At 71.5% G+C, this 17,180-nt stretch carries 16 protein-coding genes; 5 read left to right on the top strand and 11 right to left on the bottom strand.

All coding sequences use genetic code 11. From position 1 onward, the window contains the following. Window positions 1–196 precede the first annotated feature (196 nt). Together ABT245_RS18740 and ABT245_RS18730 are read right to left on the bottom strand one after the other, a co-directional pair. On the bottom strand, window positions 197–346 hold the full coding sequence (locus ABT245_RS18740) for a hypothetical protein (protein ID WP_351734858.1): 150 nt from the start codon (window positions 344–346) through the stop codon (window positions 197–199). Window positions 347–1,005: 659 nt separating this feature from the next. Then, entirely contained in the window at window positions 1,006–1,671 is a 666-nt protein-coding gene (locus ABT245_RS18730) for a rhomboid-like protein (RefSeq protein WP_351734856.1), read from the bottom strand. Between the two features lie 10 nt (window positions 1,672–1,681). Between ABT245_RS18730 and ABT245_RS18725 the strand changes: the two genes are divergently transcribed. From ABT245_RS18725 to ABT245_RS18715, 3 genes are read left to right on the top strand one after another with little or no spacing between them, the layout of a single operon-like run. Further along, window positions 1,682–2,572 carry an aminoglycoside phosphotransferase family protein gene (locus ABT245_RS18725; RefSeq protein WP_351734854.1) on the top strand — a complete coding sequence of 297 codons (891 nt, stop codon included), beginning with the start codon at window positions 1,682–1,684 and terminating at the stop codon, window positions 2,570–2,572. 60 nt (window positions 2,573–2,632) lie between these two features. Then, window positions 2,633–3,694 (top strand): right-handed parallel beta-helix repeat-containing protein, encoded by a 1,062-nt coding sequence (locus tag ABT245_RS18720; protein WP_351734852.1) that lies wholly within the window; start codon window positions 2,633–2,635, stop codon window positions 3,692–3,694. Window positions 3,695–3,753: 59 nt separating this feature from the next. Beyond that, complete coding sequence (locus tag ABT245_RS18715) at window positions 3,754–4,821, top strand: methyltransferase (RefSeq protein ID WP_351734850.1); 1,068 nt, start codon at window positions 3,754–3,756, stop codon at window positions 4,819–4,821. Window positions 4,822–5,105: 284 nt separating this feature from the next. Here ABT245_RS18715 and ABT245_RS18710 read toward each other — a convergent pair whose 3' ends face one another. The 7 genes from ABT245_RS18710 to ABT245_RS18680 all read right to left on the bottom strand — a co-directional run bounded on the left by ABT245_RS18710 (window position 5,106) and on the right by ABT245_RS18680 (window position 10,393). Beyond that, window positions 5,106–5,429 (bottom strand): TcmI family type II polyketide cyclase, encoded by a 324-nt coding sequence (locus tag ABT245_RS18710; RefSeq protein WP_351734848.1) that lies wholly within the window; start codon window positions 5,427–5,429, stop codon window positions 5,106–5,108. A 19-nt stretch (window positions 5,430–5,448) separates the two neighbouring features. Then, the gene (locus ABT245_RS18705) at window positions 5,449–5,928 is read right to left on the bottom strand and encodes an SRPBCC family protein (RefSeq protein WP_351734846.1); all 480 of its coding nucleotides are present in this window, start codon (window positions 5,926–5,928) and stop codon (window positions 5,449–5,451) included. Window position 5,929: 1 nt separating this feature from the next. Beyond that, on the bottom strand, window positions 5,930–6,187 hold the full coding sequence (locus tag ABT245_RS18700; RefSeq protein ID WP_121893551.1) for an acyl carrier protein: 258 nt from the start codon (window positions 6,185–6,187) through the stop codon (window positions 5,930–5,932). 63 nt (window positions 6,188–6,250) lie between these two features. Further along, window positions 6,251–7,501, bottom strand: a complete 1,251-nt coding sequence (locus ABT245_RS18695; RefSeq protein ID WP_351734844.1) for a beta-ketoacyl synthase N-terminal-like domain-containing protein — start codon at window positions 7,499–7,501, stop codon at window positions 6,251–6,253. 13 nt (window positions 7,502–7,514) lie between these two features. Continuing rightward, the gene (locus ABT245_RS18690) at window positions 7,515–8,774 is read right to left on the bottom strand and encodes a beta-ketoacyl-[acyl-carrier-protein] synthase family protein (RefSeq protein ID WP_351734842.1); all 1,260 of its coding nucleotides are present in this window, start codon (window positions 8,772–8,774) and stop codon (window positions 7,515–7,517) included. Beyond that, window positions 8,771–9,241 (bottom strand): cupin domain-containing protein, encoded by a 471-nt coding sequence (locus ABT245_RS18685; protein WP_351734840.1) that lies wholly within the window; start codon window positions 9,239–9,241, stop codon window positions 8,771–8,773. Before ABT245_RS18685 ends, ABT245_RS18690 begins: the two co-directional genes overlap by 4 nt. Window positions 9,242–9,319: 78 nt before the next feature. Continuing rightward, entirely contained in the window at window positions 9,320–10,393 is a 1,074-nt protein-coding gene (locus ABT245_RS18680) for a SchA/CurD-like domain-containing protein (protein WP_351734839.1), read from the bottom strand. A 265-nt stretch (window positions 10,394–10,658) separates the two neighbouring features. Between ABT245_RS18680 and ABT245_RS18675 the strand changes: the two genes are divergently transcribed. Then, window positions 10,659–12,311, top strand: coding sequence for an FAD-dependent oxidoreductase (locus tag ABT245_RS18675; RefSeq protein ID WP_351734837.1), 1,653 nt, complete (start codon window positions 10,659–10,661; stop codon window positions 12,309–12,311). 500 nt (window positions 12,312–12,811) lie between these two features. Here ABT245_RS18675 and ABT245_RS18670 read toward each other — a convergent pair whose 3' ends face one another. Then, window positions 12,812–13,828, bottom strand: a complete 1,017-nt coding sequence (locus ABT245_RS18670) for an amidohydrolase family protein (protein WP_351734835.1) — start codon at window positions 13,826–13,828, stop codon at window positions 12,812–12,814. Window positions 13,829–13,978: 150 nt separating this feature from the next. Next, window positions 13,979–15,685 carry an FAD-dependent oxidoreductase gene (locus ABT245_RS18665; protein WP_351734833.1) on the bottom strand — a complete coding sequence of 569 codons (1,707 nt, stop codon included), beginning with the start codon at window positions 15,683–15,685 and terminating at the stop codon, window positions 13,979–13,981. Window positions 15,686–15,908: 223 nt separating this feature from the next. On the opposite strand from ABT245_RS18665, the gene ABT245_RS18660 reads away from it, so the two are divergent. After that, window positions 15,909–17,177, top strand: a complete 1,269-nt coding sequence (locus ABT245_RS18660; protein ID WP_351734831.1) for a cytochrome P450 family protein — start codon at window positions 15,909–15,911, stop codon at window positions 17,175–17,177. Window positions 17,178–17,180 lie beyond the last annotated feature (3 nt).

Below are 17,180 nucleotides of genomic sequence, written 5' to 3'. Positions count from 1 at the left end.
CCGGCACCGCGACCCGGTCAGGGCCCTTGGCCGAGCCGGGCCATGACCGGGACAGACGGCCGGCCGCGGCCCGAAGAGCGCGGCGTGCAGCTGTTCGGGGGTGGCCCTGGCCACGTCGGCGGCCTCCTCATAGGCGGCCGGTTCCCGGCTCAGGGCGTGGATGACGGGGATGTTCGGCGGGGGGTCGCGCCGCGGATCACGCCTGCCGTGCCACCACCCGGTCCGCGGGCCCCACCACCCGATCCGCCAGCCCCACCAGCCGGTCCGCATGCCACACGCGGTCCGCCGGCCGCGCCAGCCCGTCCGCCTCCGTCGCTTGGGCCACGCCCAGAATTCCGTACCGCACCGAGCCATTGTCACCGGCTCCCACCGCGGCGGCAGCCGGTCCGCCCCACCAACCCGTCCCCGACCCCACCACCCGGTCCGCATGCCACACCCGGTCCGCCGCCCCCACCAGCCGGTCCACATGTCCAGCCGGTCCGCCAGCCCCACCCGGTCCGCAGTCCCACCAGCCGATCCGCATGTCCACCCGGTCCGCAGCCCCACCAACCCGTCCCCCGGCCCCACCACCCGGTCCGCATGCCACACCCGGTCCGCGGGCCCCACAAGCCCGTCCGCACGCCCCACCACCCGGTCCGCGGGCCCCACAAGCCCGTCCGCCGCCTCCGCCACCAGTCCGCCGCCCCGCCACCCGTCCCGCCGCCCCCGCCGGGCGGGACGACTCGGCACCCCGGCGGAGCCGTTCGCGCCGGTCGGCGGCACGGCAGGTGGCGTACATGCCCCACACGCCCAACCGGCGGAAGGGTTCGGGCTCCCGACGGCGAACCGCGGGGCGAACCAGCCCCCGTTGTGACCGGATGCGCCGAAGGCGATGCCCCCGTTGTGACCGAATCCGCCGAAGGCGATGCCGCCGCTGTGACCGTATGCGCCCTAGGTGACCGGATGCGCCCTAGGTGATGCCGCCCCTGAAGGCACTGCTTGCCGTGGTGTTGCTCATGCGCGGGCTCAACCCCTGAGGGTGGTCAGTGTCTCCTTCGGATTCCATGCTTTTCCCCGGCCCCTGACCAGCGGATAGCAGGCCAGGCCGATCAGTACGGACAGGAAGTGCCCGAAATCGGTGAAGGTGGCGCCGGTGACGAGCGGCACCAGGACGATCGCGAGCACAGCGGCCAGATACAGATAACGCCAGGGTGCCGCGATCCGGTAGGTGAGCACGCCGACCACGCCGGCCAGCGCATAGCTCACGCCGATGTCGAGGGTGTCGACGGCCCGGTGCGGTGCGGCACCCTCCCGGATGGCGTTCAGCAGCGTCAGCTCGCTGATCAGGGTGGCCAGCACATGGGCGGCGACGCACACCGCGAGCCAGCGCAGGGTGCCGAGCCAGCGTTCGGCCTGGGCGTGGAAGCCCGTGTACAGGGCGGCGTACGGCAGCCAGTGGCCGCTGTCGATCCACATCGCGCTGCTGATCAGCACCCGTACCGGGTCCCGCGACAGCTCGTGGATGTTGGTCGAGCGCTGCCGCAGGAACTCCCGCTCGAAGGCCGGGGACATGTAGTGCAGGGCGACAGTGGTGACGAACAGGATCAGCAGCCAGACGTAGGTCCCCGGGGCGCTGCGCACATAGCCCGCCACCGCCCTGAGCCGGCGCCGAATTCGGATGACCCGGTTCACATCCGTCAGTATGGTCGGCAAGGTGATCGAAGTGCCTGGCGAGCTGGCCGCCTCACAGGAGAAGTTCAACGGGGAGGCGGGGCGCGCGTTCATCGCGGACCTGCCACGGCGGGCCGCGGAGTTTCTGCGGCGGTGGGAGCTGCGGGTCGACGGTCCGGCCATGTACGGGGTGTGCGCGCTGGTCCTGCCAGTGGTACGCGCCGACGGCGGGCCGGCCGTGCTGAAGCTCCAGCCGTTCGACGAGGAGAGCGCGGGCGAACCCCTCGCCCTGCGGGCCTGGGACGGCGACGGGGCGGTGCGGCTGCTGGAGCACGACGAGCCGACCTGCACACTGCTGCTGGAGCGGCTGGACGAGGGCCGCGTGCTGGGCGACATGCCGGACGCCCGGGCGGCCGTGCGGGTCATCGGCGCGCTGCTGGCCCGGCTGACCGCGCACCCGGCCCCGCCGGGGATGCGGCGGCTCGGGGACATCGCGCGGCTGATGCTGGAACAGGTGCCGTGGGCCCTTGGCCGCATCCCGGACCCGGCGGACCGGCGGCTGGTGGCGGACTGCGCGGCGGCCGTGCGCGAGGTGCTGGCCGAGCCCGGCGACCGGCTGCTGCACTGGGACCTGCACTTCGAGAACGTGCTCGCGGCGCGGCGGGCCGACTGGCTGGCCATCGACCCCAAGCCGCTGGCCGGCGACCCCGGGTTCGAGCTGCTTCCCGCGATCGACAACCGCTACGACCCGGCCGAGACCCACTGGCGCTTCGACGCGCTGACCGACGCCCTGGGCCTTGACCGGGAGCGGGCGCGGGCCTGGACGCTGGGGCGGGTGCTGCAGAACTGTCTGTGGGAGATGGAGGACGGACGGCCGCTGGAGGCCGTCCAGTTGGAGATCGGGCGTGCACTGCGCGGATGACACGCCACCGGATGGCCCATCCACCCTGTTCATCCGTTAATCGCACATAGCGTACCGGATATGACGAAATGGCATATCGCGTATGTGGCCTGCGCCGCCGCGCTGGCCGGCGCGGCGCTCGGTGCCGGCACTCCGGCCGCCGCCGCCCCCACGACCCATGTGGTCCGCCCGGGCCAGTCCGTCCAGAAGGCGGTCGACGCCGCCCGGCCCGGTGACACCGTCCTGCTGACCCCCGGCAGCTACCGCGAGAGCGTCACGGTGAGCACGCCAGGGCTGACTCTGCGCGGCATGGGCCAGGGCACGGTGCTCCAGCCGTCCGGGCAGAAGGCCACCACCGAATGCGCCGTACGCGGCAACGGCATCTGTGTGATGGGCAGCAAGACCCGCGACGTGGAGGGTGTCACGGTCGCCGACCTGACCGTGACCGGCTTCCCCCGGGCCGGCGTGTTCGGCATGGGAACCGACGGGCTGACCGTGAGCAAGGTGTACGCCGTCCGCAACGGTGTCTGGGGCATCGCCCAACAGCGGTCCGTGCACGGTACGTTCCGGCAGAACTACGCCATGGAGAACGGGGACGCCGGTCTCTTCCTCGCCAACACCGTCACGGCCGAGGAGGGCGCCCAGGACACCGGGGGCGCACTGGTCGAGAGCAACCGGCTGGAGGGCAACCGGATCGGCGTCACCGTCCGGCGGCTGCGCAACCTGACGGTGGCGGACAACTACGTCACCGGCAACTGCGTCGGCATGTTCGTCGTCGGCGACGAGAACAAGCCGCGGGCGGGCGCCCTGACCGTGCGGGACAACCGGATCACGCAGAACAACAGGTCCTGTCCGAAGACCGACCGGCTGCCCGCGCTGCAGGGCTCCGGGATCGTGCTGACCGGCGCCGAGGACACCCTGGTCACCCGGAACCTGATCACCGGCCAGGCCGGCGGGTCTCCGCTGTCCGGCGGCATCGTCCTGTTCAAGAGCTTCGTGGGTGTCACCAGCGAGCGGAACCGGATCAGCGACAACCTGCTGGCGGACAACGCCCCCGCGGACCTCGTCAACACGGACCCCGGCCGGGGCAACACGTTCAGCGGCAACTCCTGCCGGGCCTCCAAGCCCTCGGGCATGTGCTGACCGGCGGCCACCGCATCCCGTAGCCCCCACACGCCCGACCCAAGGAAGGAAGGCGGCGTATGACGACCGCAATCTCCGCCGAGCCGTCGGTCCCGCACCGCAAGGGGGGATCGGCGTCCCCGCCGCCGTCCATGCGGCTGAGAGAACTCGTGTTCGGCGCGGCGTGTGCCGCCGCCGTCCGGGCCGCTGCCCGGCTCGGCGTCGCCGACGCCCTCGGGGATTCCCCCATGGCCGTGGCGGACCTCGCGGCCGCGGTGCAGACCGAACCGGAGCCGCTGCGCCGGCTGCTGCGGGCGCTGTCCTGCTACGGCGTCTTCGAGGAGCGGCCGGACGGCACCTTCGCGCACACCGGCATGTCCCGGCTGCTGCGCGAGGACGACCCGAACAGCCTGCGCGACATCTCCCTGTGGTGCACCGAACCGTGGACCTGGGACGCCTGGCCCCGGCTGGACGAGGCCGTGCGCACCGGCCGTAACGTGGTCGAGGACCTGTACGGCAAGGAGTTCTTCGCCTACCTCAACGAGGACGCCCCCGAGTCGGCGGACGTCTTCAACCGTGCGATGACCACGTCCAGCGAGCAGTCGGCGCGGGACGTGGCCGCCCTGCTCGACCTGTCCGGCAGCGCCTCGGTGGCGGACATCGGCGGCGGCCAGGGCCATGTGGTGGCGAGCCTGCTCGACAAGTACCCCTCGATGCACGGCAGTCTGCTCGATCTGCCGCGCGTGGTGGACAACGCCGTGCCGCGGCTGCGCAAGGGCGGCGACCTCGCGGACCGGGTGCGCATCGTGCCCGGCGACGCCCGGGTGTCGGTCCCGGTGCAGGCCGATGTCTACGTCATCAAGAACATCCTGGAGTGGGACGACGCGAGCACGGCCCGGCTGCTGGGCAATGTCATCGGTGCGGGCGGCCCGGGCACCCGGGTCGTGGTCATCGAGAACCTCGTGGACGACACCCCCTCGATGCGCTTCAGCACCGCCATGGACCTGCTGCTGCTGCTCAACGTCGGCGGGGCCAAGCACACCACCGAGTCCATGGTGAGCAGGCTGACCTCGGCCGGCCTGGTCGTCGACGACATCAGTCCGGTCAATCCGTATCTGGACGCGTTCGACTGCCACGTCCCGGGCTGACCCGGACGGCGGTGTGCCGGTGCGGGCCCGCTTCCGCCGGTGCGGCTGAGGACGGCGGTGTGTCCGTGCGGTCCCGGCTGCCGGCGATGCGGGCGCGGCCGTCGGCGGACGGCGGTGTGTCCCACCTCCGCTGAGGCCGCACCGCCCGACCGGGCCACGGCCGGGCGGTGCGGTGCGGAGTGTCAGGCCGGTGTGCCTGCCGTGCAGGCGGCACCCGGTTCCGGGGTCTGCCCGACAGGCCCTGCGGAGCCTCGCCGCGACCGGTGTCCGTGTGTGCGGCCTGCTCAGTCGCGCTCCCACAGATAGAAGCGGTGCGCCATGGCGTCCTTCGGGGAGCGCCAGGTCTCGGGGTCGTACGCGCTGACGTACGCCGACAGCCGCTCGCTGATGTCCCGGAACTCCGGGTGCCCGGTGACCTTGGCGATGGCCGGTCCGGGCTCGCGCTCGGACTCGACGAGATGCAGATACACATCGCCGAACTGGAAGAGGCTGCGCCGGGCGACCCCGACGAGGTGCGGCAGCTCTCCCCGGTCGGACTCCTCGAACACCTTGGCGATGTCGGGGGCGGAGCCCGGGGCCATGCGGGCGACGATCAGGGCCTGGTGCATCGGATGCGTCCTTCCGTGCTCAGTCGGCCAGCGCGGCCGCGGACCGCTGCCCGGCCGCGGCCTTCTCGATCCTGTCCCGGATCAGGGCCATCTGGATCTTGGAGTTCCGGTTGATGTTGTCGGTCATCCAGTCGTCGTCCACCGGGGCGTCCGGCTTCATCGCGAAGTCCTGGGTCCACACCATCCGGGTGCCGGCCGGGACCTGCTCGTAGCGCCAGTGGATGTCCATGTGCGCGAACGGACCGGTCTCGACCCGGCGGGCCTTGACGGTGAGCGACTCGCGGTCCGGCTCGCGCTCCGAGATCCAGCTCCACACGACGCCCTTGTCGTCCGGGTGCATGGTCAGCCGGAACGTCGTCTTCGCGCCCTCGCGGGAGAGGATCTCGACCGACGCGTACTCGCTGAACAACTGCGGCCAGTTCTCCAGGTCGTTGGTCATGTCCCAGACGAGGTCCAGGGGGGCGGCGATGGTGATCTCGTTCTGCGTGTGTCCAGCCATGTCAGGCTCCTGCCATAAGGGTGCTGTTGACGAGGTCGAGGAACTGCCGGGGCGTCTTGCAGCGCTCCGCGTCGGGCGGCATCGGGGTGCCGTGCCGGTTCTCCAGTTCACCCACGATGCCGAGCAGGCCCAGCGAGTCGACGCCGAGCGCGTCGAAGCCGGTGTCGGACCGCTGCGCCAGCTCCTGCGGGGCGACGGTGACCCCGGCGGCCTGCTTCATGAGCCCGGACAGCTCTTCCACGGTGATGTGGGCACTCATACGTTGTTCTCCTTCTCTCCGGGAGGTGCTGTGAGACGGCCTCGATAGGAGGCGTCAGGTTCTTCAGACCCCTTCGCCGGCGCCGCGCCGCAGCACCAGCGCCGAGTTCGACCCCATGAGCCCCCGGCTGAGGACCAGCGCCGTACGCACATCGACGGCGCGGGCCCGGCTGGTCACGAGGTCCAGGTCGTGGCAGACGTCGAACACGTTGGGGGTGGGGGGGATCAGACCGTGCTCCATCGCGAGCACCGCCGCCGCGGTGTCCAGCACGGGCGCCGCGCAGTAGCCACGGCCGATGCCCGTCTTGGGCGCGGTGACGGGCACCCGCGCGGCGTGCCCGCCCAGTACGTCGGCGATCGCCAGCGCCTCGGCGCGGTCCGCCTCCGGCACGCCGAGCGCGTCGGCGAAGACCACGTCAATCTCCTGCGGCGCACAGCCGGCCTCGTCCAGGGCGCCCCGGATCGCCTGGGCGAGACCCGCGCGGGACTCCGCCCAGCGGGAGGCGCCGGTGAACGTCGCCGCGTGCCCGGCGAGCAGGGCGCGCAGCGGCGCACCGCGCTCCCTGGCCGACCGCTCCGCCTCCACCACGACCATGGCGCCGCCCTCGGCGGGCACGAACCCGGCCGCCGCCGTCGTGAAGGGGAGGTAGGCGCGGGCCGGGTCCCCGACGGTGCTCAGCTCCTCGTAGCCGAGCTGGCACACCATCGAGTACGGGGCGAGCGGTGCCTCGGTCGAGCCGGCCACGACCGCGTCGGTGCCGCGCTGCACCGCCCGCGCCGCATGGGCGAGGGCGTCGAGACCGCCCGCCTCGTCGGCCGCGACGACCGAGCACGGCCCCTTGAAGCCGCGGCGGATGGAGATCTGACCGGTGGAGGCGGCGTAGAACCAGGCGATGGACTGGTACGGGCCGACGAACCGGCTGCCCTTGCCCCACAGTCGCTGCAGCTCCCGCTGGCCGAACTCACCGCCGCCGGAACCGGCCGCGGTGACCACACCGATCGAGAACGGCTCGTCGGCGGTGTCGGCGGCGCCGAGCCGGGCGTCGTCCAGCGCGAGGTCGGCCGCGGCCATCGCATAGTGCGTGAACCGGTCGGTCTGGACGAGGTAGCGCTCCTCGACCGCCGCCGCCGGGTCGAAGGCGCGGACCTCGCCGGCCACCTTCAGCGGCAGGTGCTCACAGCCCTCCCGGGTGATCCGGTCGAGAACGCTGAGCCCCTCATGGGTGGCCTTCCAGAAGGTGTCGGTGGTGGTTCCGTTGGGTGCGACGACACCGATTCCGGTGATGGCCGCGCGGCGTTCGCGGGGTGCGCTCATCTCGTGTCCTCTCCTACTCCCGGGGCCGGGTCAGGATCACCGCGGACTGGAAGCCGCCGAACCCGCTGCCCACGGAGAGCACGCTGCTGAGCGAGCGCTCGCGGGCGACACGGGGGACGTAGTCCAGGTCGCACTCGGGGTCCGGGGTCTCGTAGTTGGCGGTCGGCGGTACGACCTGATGGGCCAGGGCGAGCACGCAGGCCACGACCTCGATCGCGCCGATCGCGCCGAGGGAGTGCCCCACCATGGACTTGATGGAGCTCATGGGCGTCTGGTACGCGTGCTGTCCCAGGGCCCGTTTCACCGCGGCCGTCTCGTGCCGGTCGTTCTGCCGGGTGCCCGAGCCGTGGGCGTTGACGTAGTCGATGGCCGTGGGGTCGAGCCGGGCGTGGTCGAGGGCGTCTTCGATGGCCCGGGCCATCTCCAGGCCCTCGCTGGTCAGGCCGGTCATGTGGTAGGCGTTGCCGTAGGTGGCGTAGCCGCTCAGTTCGCAGTAGACATGGGCGCCTCGGGCCCTCGCGTGTTCCAGTTCCTCCAGGACGAGCACCGCACCGCCCTCGCCCATGACGAACCCGTCACGGTTGTTGTCGAAGGGCCGGGAGGCGTGTGCGGGGTCGTCGTTGTTGGGGGACGTGGCCTTGATCGCGTCGAAGCACGCCATGGTGATCGGTGAGATCGGCGAGTCCGAGGCACCGGCTATGCAGACATCGGCCCGGCCCTCCTCCACGGTGTGGAAGGCGTACCCGACCGCGTCGAGTCCTGAGGTGCAGCCCGTAGAGACGGTCTGTACCGGGCCCCGCGCGCCGAACCGTTCCGCCACCGCCGAGGCGAGCGTGCTCGGCGAGAACGCCCGGTGCAGCTGCGGCTCCGCCTCCCGGTGGTCCACGTCCCAGCGCTGCCCACGGTGGCTGACCAGGACGTAGTCGTGTTCGAGGCGGGTGGTGCCGCCGACCGCGGTGCCCAGGGAGACGCCGACCCGCCAGGGGTTCTCCCCGGCCAGGTCGAGACCCGAGTCCCGCACGGCCTCGTCACCGGCGACCAGCGCGAACTGTATGTAACGGTCCGCCCGTTCGACCTGCTCGGCGTCCAGCCCGTGCGCAGCCGGGTCGAAGTCGCACTCGGCGGCGATCCGGGACCTGAGGCCCGCCGGGTCGAAGAACGTGATGCCACGCGTCGCCGTGCGGCCGGATGCGAGCAGGTCCCAGAAGGCCGGTGCGCCGATGCCGCCCGGGGCGACAATGCCTATACCGGTGACCGCAACGCGCCGGGTCATGAAGGCACCTTCCCCGCGTCGGCCGGGTGCCCTGCGCCCGCCGCGACCGTCTCGGTGGTGACGGCGGCGGCACCGATCACCTCGGTCTCCTCCGTATCGACGTGGCCCAGTTGCGGGCGTGGCGCGAGCGGGCCGAGGTGGAAGACGATCCGGGCCTCCACCTTGCCGACGTTGCGGAAGCGGTGCCGCATATAGGCGGGGATCATCAGCCCCTGCTCGGGCCGCAGCGTGTGCGCCTCGCCGTCCAGGTCCGCCTCCAGCTGACCGCAGACGACGTAGACGAACTCCTCGGAGTAGGGGTGGTAGTGCTCACCGATGCGGTCGCCGGGCTGCACGATGGCCACGCCCATGAAACCGCTGGTGGCACCCACCGTGGCCGGGGTGAGCATGGCGCGCAGATCGCCGCCGCGCCGGACGTTGGGCTCGACCTCGCTGAGGTCCACGATTCTGGGACTGGGTTTGATCACGACGTTCCTCCGTTGGTGTGCTGCGGCGGGATGAGGGACATGGCCATGGAACGGGCCACGCCGGATCGGGCCGCCGGGTCAGGCGTTCGAACGGCGGTCGGTGACCAGGGTCATACGGGCGGCCTCGCCGTCGAGGAGCGACTTCAGCTCGGCCGCGCGCGCCGTCGGAGGCACCACGGGCTGGACACCGCTCTCCTCGCGCAGGTCGAGCAGCCGCACCACGACGTCGTCGCGCTGGAAGATCGTGCTGCGCAGCACCGGGCTGGTCGGATCCTCGGCGATCATCTCGTCGTACTCGGCGAGCAACTCGGCCAGCCGCATGCCGCGGCCGGGCACCGCCGGGTAGTACAGGGCGTACCGCTCGCCCCAGGCCATCGCGTCCGTCGTCACATGGTGCACGGCCGGCAGTGCCGCCCGGGTGAAGAAGATCCGCGCCGACTCCTGGTCGTTGAGGTCCCGGTCCTGCTCCAGGTACGGGTTGATGGCCTCCTCGACCGCGCGCACCTCGGGCTGCCGGGCGACGTGCCGCAGTGCCGCGAGCAGGTCGCCGCGTACCTCGATGGCCCGCACCACCCGGTTGCCGTGCATGAACAGGGAGGTCCGGCACAGCCGTGTGCTGTCGTCGACCCGCGGGTCGGGCGAGCGGTAGTCCGCGAGGATCTTCTGGACCTTCTCCTCGCTGCCCGCCCGGACCGTGAAGGTCAGCGCGTGCCGGATCAGCCCGTCACCGATCCGCGGCGCGTTCTGGAGCCGGCGCTGCGGCGACCGCTCGACGCCCACGCCGGTCTCCCGCACGACGTGGAAGCGCAGCGACCGGGTGTCCCGGACACAGCCGTGCAGCGGCTTCACCATCTCCACGTGTTCCTCGCTGTTCACCCAGGCGAGAAACGGCGGGGCGCTCTCCCACTCGCTTGCGATGAGCCATTGGGAGGGATTCTCGATGGACTGGCAGAGTTGGTCGCTGACGTGGCCGGGCACGGACGCAACCTGGTTGCACAGTTTCTCGTACGCCTTCAGGAACTGCTGCTGGGCTCCGTCGTAGACGTCGACCAGCAGGACGACCCGCAGCCGGGAGCCGTCGAACACGGACTGGGAGACTTTCGACACCTGTCGTGTCAGCTCTTCTGACACACGTTCAGCCATGGTGGTCATCTGCGTAGATCTCCTTCGTGTGCAGATGCGGACGCCGGCCGATGATGACGCGACGTCAGCGTTCCTTGATCCTGTGCCGGTCCCCAGAAGCGCGCGACTCGTATGAACCACGCGGGTGATGGGCACCGCGAAGACGCGTCGAGACGCCCGCCCAAGGCTGTGAACCACGTGGGTGATTGGGAACGCCGAGAGGCACCGAGCCGCCCGCAGAGGGCATGGAAAATCACAGGCGCCCATCGGCGCACCACTGCCCATGGAGACTGCGATGCATCAAAAAGCCAACCACCGGATTCCCGTCCTCATCGTGGGCGGCTCTTTGGTGGGCCTGTCCATGTCCCTGTTCCTGGGCCGTCTCGGTGTGCGGCACATGCTGGTCGAGCGGCACTCCGGGACCTCGGTCCATCCACGCGGACGGGGCAACAACGTACGGACGATGGAGCTGTTCCGGGTGGCCGGCGTCGAGCCGGACATCAAGACCGCGGCCTCACTGCTGGCCGACAACCACGGCATCCTGCAAGCCCCGACACTGGTCGGGGACGCGGGAGAGTGGCTCTTCAGACAGATCGACCCCGGTGGCGGGCTCGCCCGGCTCAGCCCCACCGAGTGGTGCCTGTGCAGCCAGAACGACCTCGAACCGGTACTCCTTCAAAGCGCCCGCGCACTCGGCGGCGACCTGCGTTACTCCCACCGGATGGAGTCCTTCGAGCAGGACGCGGAAGGGGTGACGGTCACCGTCCTGGACCGCACCACCGACGAGCGCTACACGGTCCACGCGGACTACCTGGTCGCCGCGGACGGCCCGCGCAGCCCGGTGCGCCGCAGCCTCGGCATCGGACAGTCGGGACCCGGTGACCTGTTCGCCAGCGTCAGCGTCACCTTCCGGTCCAAGATGCTCGCCGACGTGGTCGGCGACCGGCACTTCATCTGCTGCTACCTCAACAACCCGGAGGCCGACGGCGCGTTGCTGCCGATCGACAACCAGGAACGCTGGGTCTTCCACGCGCCGTGGCATCCGGAGCGCGGCGAGACGCTGGAGGAGTTCACCGAGGAACGCCTCCAGCGGCACATCCGGCGGGCCGTCGGCGTCCCCGACCTCGATGTGGAAATCACCGGAAAGGCGTCCTGGCGCGCGGCCGAACGGGTCGCCGACAGGTACACGTCCGGCCGGGTGTTCCTCGCCGGTGACTCCGCCCACGAGATGTCCCCCACCGGGGCGTTCGGCTGCAACACCGGTGTCCAGGACGCCCACAACCTGGCCTGGAAGCTGGCCGCGGTGCTGGACGGCTGGGCCGGTCCCGGCCTGCTGGAGACCTACGGCACCGAGCGCCGCCCGGTGGCCCTGGCGACCAGCGCCCGCGCCTCCGCCCGCTCGGTCGAGCACAGCCACCCCGGCTTCGTCCCGGCCCCCGGCGTCGGCGGCGGCCGGCGCGGCGGCATCCTCAACGTCGTCCTCGGCTACCACTATCCGCAGGGCGCCGTCGTCGGCGCCGACCCCGAGCAGCCGGTCGTCCCCGAGGAGTTGCGCCTGGCCGGACAGCCCGGCAGCCGCGCCCCGCACCTGTGGCTGCGCCGCGACGGCGAGCGGATCTCCACCGTCGACCTGTACGAGCGTTCCATGGTCCTGCTCACCGACGCCCCGGACGACGCGGGCTGGCACACCGCGGCCCGCCGGATCGCCGAGCAGGACGGCGTACGGCTCGACGCCTACCGGATCGGCCCGGGCGCCGACGCGGACCTGACGTACGACACCGAGCGCGCCGCCGGACCGGCGGACTGGACGCGGCTGCACGGCACGACGGCCGACGGTGCCGTCCTGGTGCGGCCGGACGGGTTCGTGGCCTGGCGGTCCTCCGGCGCGGTGGCGGACCCGGAGGCAGAACTGCGCGGCGTCCTCAAGGAAGTCCTGCGCACGGGCTGAGACGGCGACACCGGCCCTGCCGGTGACACGAGGGCCACCCGCGCCGCAAGAGCACGGGTGGCCCTCGTCGTCCGGAGCCGTGGCAGGACGCCCCGGTGGGCAGGCCCTGACGGGTACGGGTGATCTCCACAGAGGGCCTGTACTCATGTAGCGGGCCTTCGGTGAGACGAGGAATGCGACGGTGTCGAAGCGGGCGCCGAAGCCGCGGTACCCGGCCGGCCTCGGGTCGGTGACGCCGGTGCGGCCTTGGCCGCGCCGTAGGCGGCAGTGCCGGTCAGGGCGAGGCCGCCGGGAATCACTCGCCCGGCGACGGGTACCGCTCCGCGCCGGCACCAAGGTCAGCGCCTGGCCGGACCTCGGCCCCGGCGCGGAGACAGCCGCCCGCACCGTGGCCACGGCTCCGGTCGACGCCGCTGTCCCCGGCTGAACCGGCCCGCCTCGTCCACGACGCCCTCAGAGCTGCGTGATGCATACCCCCGCCGGCTTCGGGCCTGACCGGCTCAGGCCCGTGCGAGCGCGGGTATCAGGCGCAGCGCGTTGTCCCGGTTGATGCCGCGGAGCTGATGGTCGGCGATGGCCGGGTCGCTGTCCAGGGCCGGTGTCGAGATGTCGGAGACGATATGGGCGGGGGTGGGCGGCCAGTCGGTGCCGTAGAGGATCCGGGCGGGGTCGACCGTGGCCATGAGGGTGGGGGTCGCCGACGGGGACATGGGACCCGCCGTGTCGAAGTAGAAGCGGTGCAGATAGTCGCGTATCCGGGACGGTTCGATCGCGGGGGTGAGGTGGTCGCTGAGGAGCTCCAGGCGGGTGGCCATGTAGGGGAGGAAGCCGCCGCCGTGCGGGAGGACGAAGGTGAGGTCGGGGTAGCGGTCGAGGACGCCGTTGAGGATGAGATTGATCGCCGCGCGAGTCGTGTCCATGAGGAAGTCGCACATGAACGGCGGCAGGCCCGGCACGCCCGCCCCGTCGGCGTTGCCACCGGGGACGTCCATCGGATGTGTGCTGATGACCGCGGAGCGGTCGTTCAGCTCGCTGAGGAGGCGGTCGTGGGAGGGGTCGCCGAGATAGACGCCGCCCGCGCTGGTGCGTGTGCTCACCCCGACGGCGCCGAGGTCGTCGAGGCCGTACTTCAGCGACCAACTCGACAGATCGAGGTCGTCGAGGAAGACCGGCGTGAAGAAGGTGAAGCGGGTGGGATGGCTCGCGGCGACTTCCGCCGCCGCCTCCAGCGCGACCCGTGCGCTCTCCTCTCGCTTGCTGCGCTCCTGGATGCGGCCGAGCATGGCCACGGTCATGACGGTGGTGCGGATCCCCGTGCGGTCCATGAGGGCGAGCGCGGTATCGAGATCCCAGCGGGTCCACCAGGGCAGTCTGTCGCGCCGGACCAGGCCCTGTGCCTCGGCCCAGTCGAGCCAGGCGGGCGCGGTGAAGTGGTGGTGGACGTCCACACGGGAGGTTCGGGCGTCGTCGTCGGCCGGGGCGGACTCTGAGAGGTCAGTGAGGTGCGTCGATATCATGGCGGGCTCTTTCCTCGTTCGGATACGGCGTTCGGATACGGCTGCTCGCAAGCGGCGTCCGGAAGCCGCGTTCAGAGGCAGCGTCCGGAAGCGGCGTTCAGAGGCGGCGTCCGGAAGCGGCGTTCGGAAGCGGCGTTCAGGTGGAGGCGCTCAGCCGCGCCCGTCGGATGTCGTCGCCAGTGGCTGCTCCGTCGCGGTCGTCCGCCCCGGCTCGGCCACGGCGTCCGGTGGCGTCTCACGGCGAAGCACCGTCATCAGCGTCTCGGCGAGGGCCTGTTCCGGGTCCGCTACGAGCCCGGGCGACCGCCATGCCACGAAGCCGTCGGGGCGGACCAGGACGGCACCGGACTCCGCCGTGCCGTGCAGCGCCGCCCAGTCGGCCCCGTCCTCGGGGACCAGGTCATGTCCCGCGCCGACGACGTAGCCCTCCACCGGGACGCCCAGGCGTGCGGTGACGTCGCGGGCCGCGGTGCGCCAAGCCTCGCCTCCGGGGCCGGTGAGGACCACGAAGGACCGTTCGTAGAGGTCCAGGGTGGAGATCCGCCGGCCGTCCCGGGCGGTCACCCACAGGTGGGGAGCGCGGCTCCCGGGGGCACCGCCCAGCTGGAACTCGGCGGGCACGATCGCGGCGTCCGGGTCGGCGCCGACGACGGCGCCCGACGGGTAGCGGTAGCACAGGGCCACGGTCAAGGCGTCGGCCGGATCGTCCTTGCGCTTCTCCGGGGTGTAGCCCGGGTGCTGTTCCTCGCCCGCCTGGAACAGGGCGCGGGCGGTCGTCGCGATCGCGACCGGCCGACGTTCCGTCTGATACGTGTCGAGCAGCCCCGGACCGGCCCAGCCGTGCAGGACGGCCGCGATCTTCCAGGCGAGGTTGTGGGCGTCCTGGATACCGGTGTTGGAGCCGAAGGCCCCGGTGGGGGGCATCTCGTGCGCCGAGTCACCGGCCAGGAAGACCCGGCCCTCGCCGTAGCTGTCGGCCACGCGGTCCGCCGCGTGCCAGGGAGCCTTGCCGGTGACCTCGACATCGAGGTCGGGGACGCCCGCCGCGGCGCGGATATGGGCGACGATACGCGCGTCGGTGAAGTCGTCCAGCGTCTCGCCCTCATCCCGGGCCCAGGGGGCGTGGAAGACCCACCGCTCGCGGTTGTCCACCGGCAGCAGGGCTCCCTCGCCGGCGGGATCGGTGAGGTAGCAGACGACGAAGTGCCTGTCGCCGACGAAGTCCTGCAGCTTCTTGCTGCGGAACGTGATGCTCACGTTGTGGAACAGCGCGCCCGGTCCCGTCTGGGTGATGCCCAGCCGCTCGCGCACCGGGCTGCGGGGCCCGTCGGCGGCCACGAGGTACTGGGCGTGCACGATGCGCGTCTCGCCGCTGTCCCGGTCCCGTACCTCCGCGTGCACCCCTTCGGCGTCCTGTGTGAAGGAGACCAGCTCGGTGCCGAAGCGGATGTCGCCGCCGAGGGAGCGGGCGTAGCGCAGGAGGACCGGCTCAAGGTCGTTCTGGCTGCACAGACACCAGCCGGACGAGGTGATCTGCGACAGGGACGGGCCCGTGTCGATCGCCTTGACGATCCACCGGCGGTCGCCGCCGGAGAGCGTGCTCGCCTGGAGGACGCCGTCGTTTCCCGCCAGGGCGCCCGCCGCGGCGCGGATGTCCTGCTCGACGCCCGCGGTCCGGAACAGCTCCATGGTGCGCAGGTTGTTCCCACGGCCGCGAGGGTGAGTGGACGTCGCGGCGTGACGCTCGACGAGAAGGTGCTCGACGCCGAGGCGACTGAGAAAGACTGACGTGGACAGGCCCACCAAGGAGCCGCCCACCACCAGAACCGGTACGGACTCCACGGCTCGTTTGCTCATCGACTGATCCCCTAACATCTTTCGTCATCGTCTGCCGTACGAAGCCGAACGCCCCGAGCCCCCAGGAAACGGCGGCTCGGGGTGTTTCCAATCGGCATCAACTTTTCGCCCGCTCCAGGGGCCCCGCACCTTCTGTTGCTCCGATCGCGACGCCCGTCCCTGCGCCGCCCCGGACGGGCTAAGAACGTTTGCTGGCGACGGCCCGCCGGGAACCGTCGAGGCCATGACGCAAACACCCACGCACACCGAACCCGGGCCAGCGGACCCCGTGGCCGCCGCCTCCCGATGCACGCCCGACTTCCGCGCCAACCCGCACCCCGTGTACGCGGAGTTGAGGGGGACCGCCCCGGTGTGCCCGCTGAATCCACCGCACGGCGTGGAGACCTACCTGATCACCCGTTACGACGACGCGCGCGCCGCGCTGGCCGACCCGCGGCTGAGCAAGGACATGTACGGCGCCCTCGACGCGTACCAGCGCATCTTCGGCGACTCCTCCATCGCGCTCGACGACAACATGCTGTTCTCCGACCCGCCCAAGCACACCCGGCTACGGCGGATCGTGCAGGGCGCCTTCACACCGCGCCGGGTGGAGTCGCTGCGCCCGCGTATCCAGCAGGTCACCGAAGAACTGCTGGAGCGCTGCCCGACCGACGCGTCCGTCGACCTGCTCCCGAACTTCGCGTTCCCGCTGCCGCTCCAGGTCATCTGCGAACTCCTCGGCGTGCCGGAGGACGAGCGTGAGCGCGCCCACCAGTGGGCGGTGACCGTGGCGAAGACCGGATTCGGCCCGGAGGCGAAGAAGGCGTTGGAGGAGGCCGAGGGGAAGCTGCGCGACCTCCTGGTCGACCTCGTGGCGCGCAAGCGCAGCACGCCCGGCGACGACCTGATGAGCGCGCTCATCGCGGCCCAGGACCAAGACGGCGCCCTGACGGACCATGAGCTGGTCTCGACGGCGTGGGTGCTGTTCTTCGCGGGCCACAAGACCACCGCGTACCTCATCGGCAACGCCGTGTACCACCTGCTCTCCAAGCCGGACCAGCGCCGCGAGGCTTTCGCGAGCCCCGAGGCGCTGAAGCTGGCTGTCGAGGAACTGCTGCGGTACGAGGGGTCGGTGGAAAGCTCCACCTTCCGCCACGCCACCGAGGACATCCCGATGCGCGGTGTGGTGATCCCCAAGGGGGCCCTCGTCCAGATCGCCATCACCGCTACGAACCGCGACCCGCAGGTGTACGCCGAACCCGACCGGCTCGACGTCACACGTACCGGAGGTCAGCCCCACCTGGCGTTCGGCCACGGCCCCCACTACTGCATCGGAGCGCCGCTGGCCCGCCTGGAGATGCACATCGCGCTCACCACGCTGTTCCGCCGGTACCCCGAGATCACGCTGGCTGTGCCCCCGCACGAGGTGCGCTGGCTGACCGTGCCCTTCCCGGCGTTCCGCGGACTCGCCGAGCTGCCCGTGGTCCTCGATCCGGAGCGGATCGCCGGCTGAACG

The sequence above is a fragment of the Streptomyces sp. NPDC001508 genome (genome assembly GCF_040298665.1).
In the GTDB taxonomy this organism is placed as follows: Bacteria; Actinomycetota; Actinomycetes; order Streptomycetales; family Streptomycetaceae; genus Streptomyces.
Note: the sequence above shows the minus strand (reverse complement) of the source record. Positions and strands in the feature narration are given on the sequence as shown.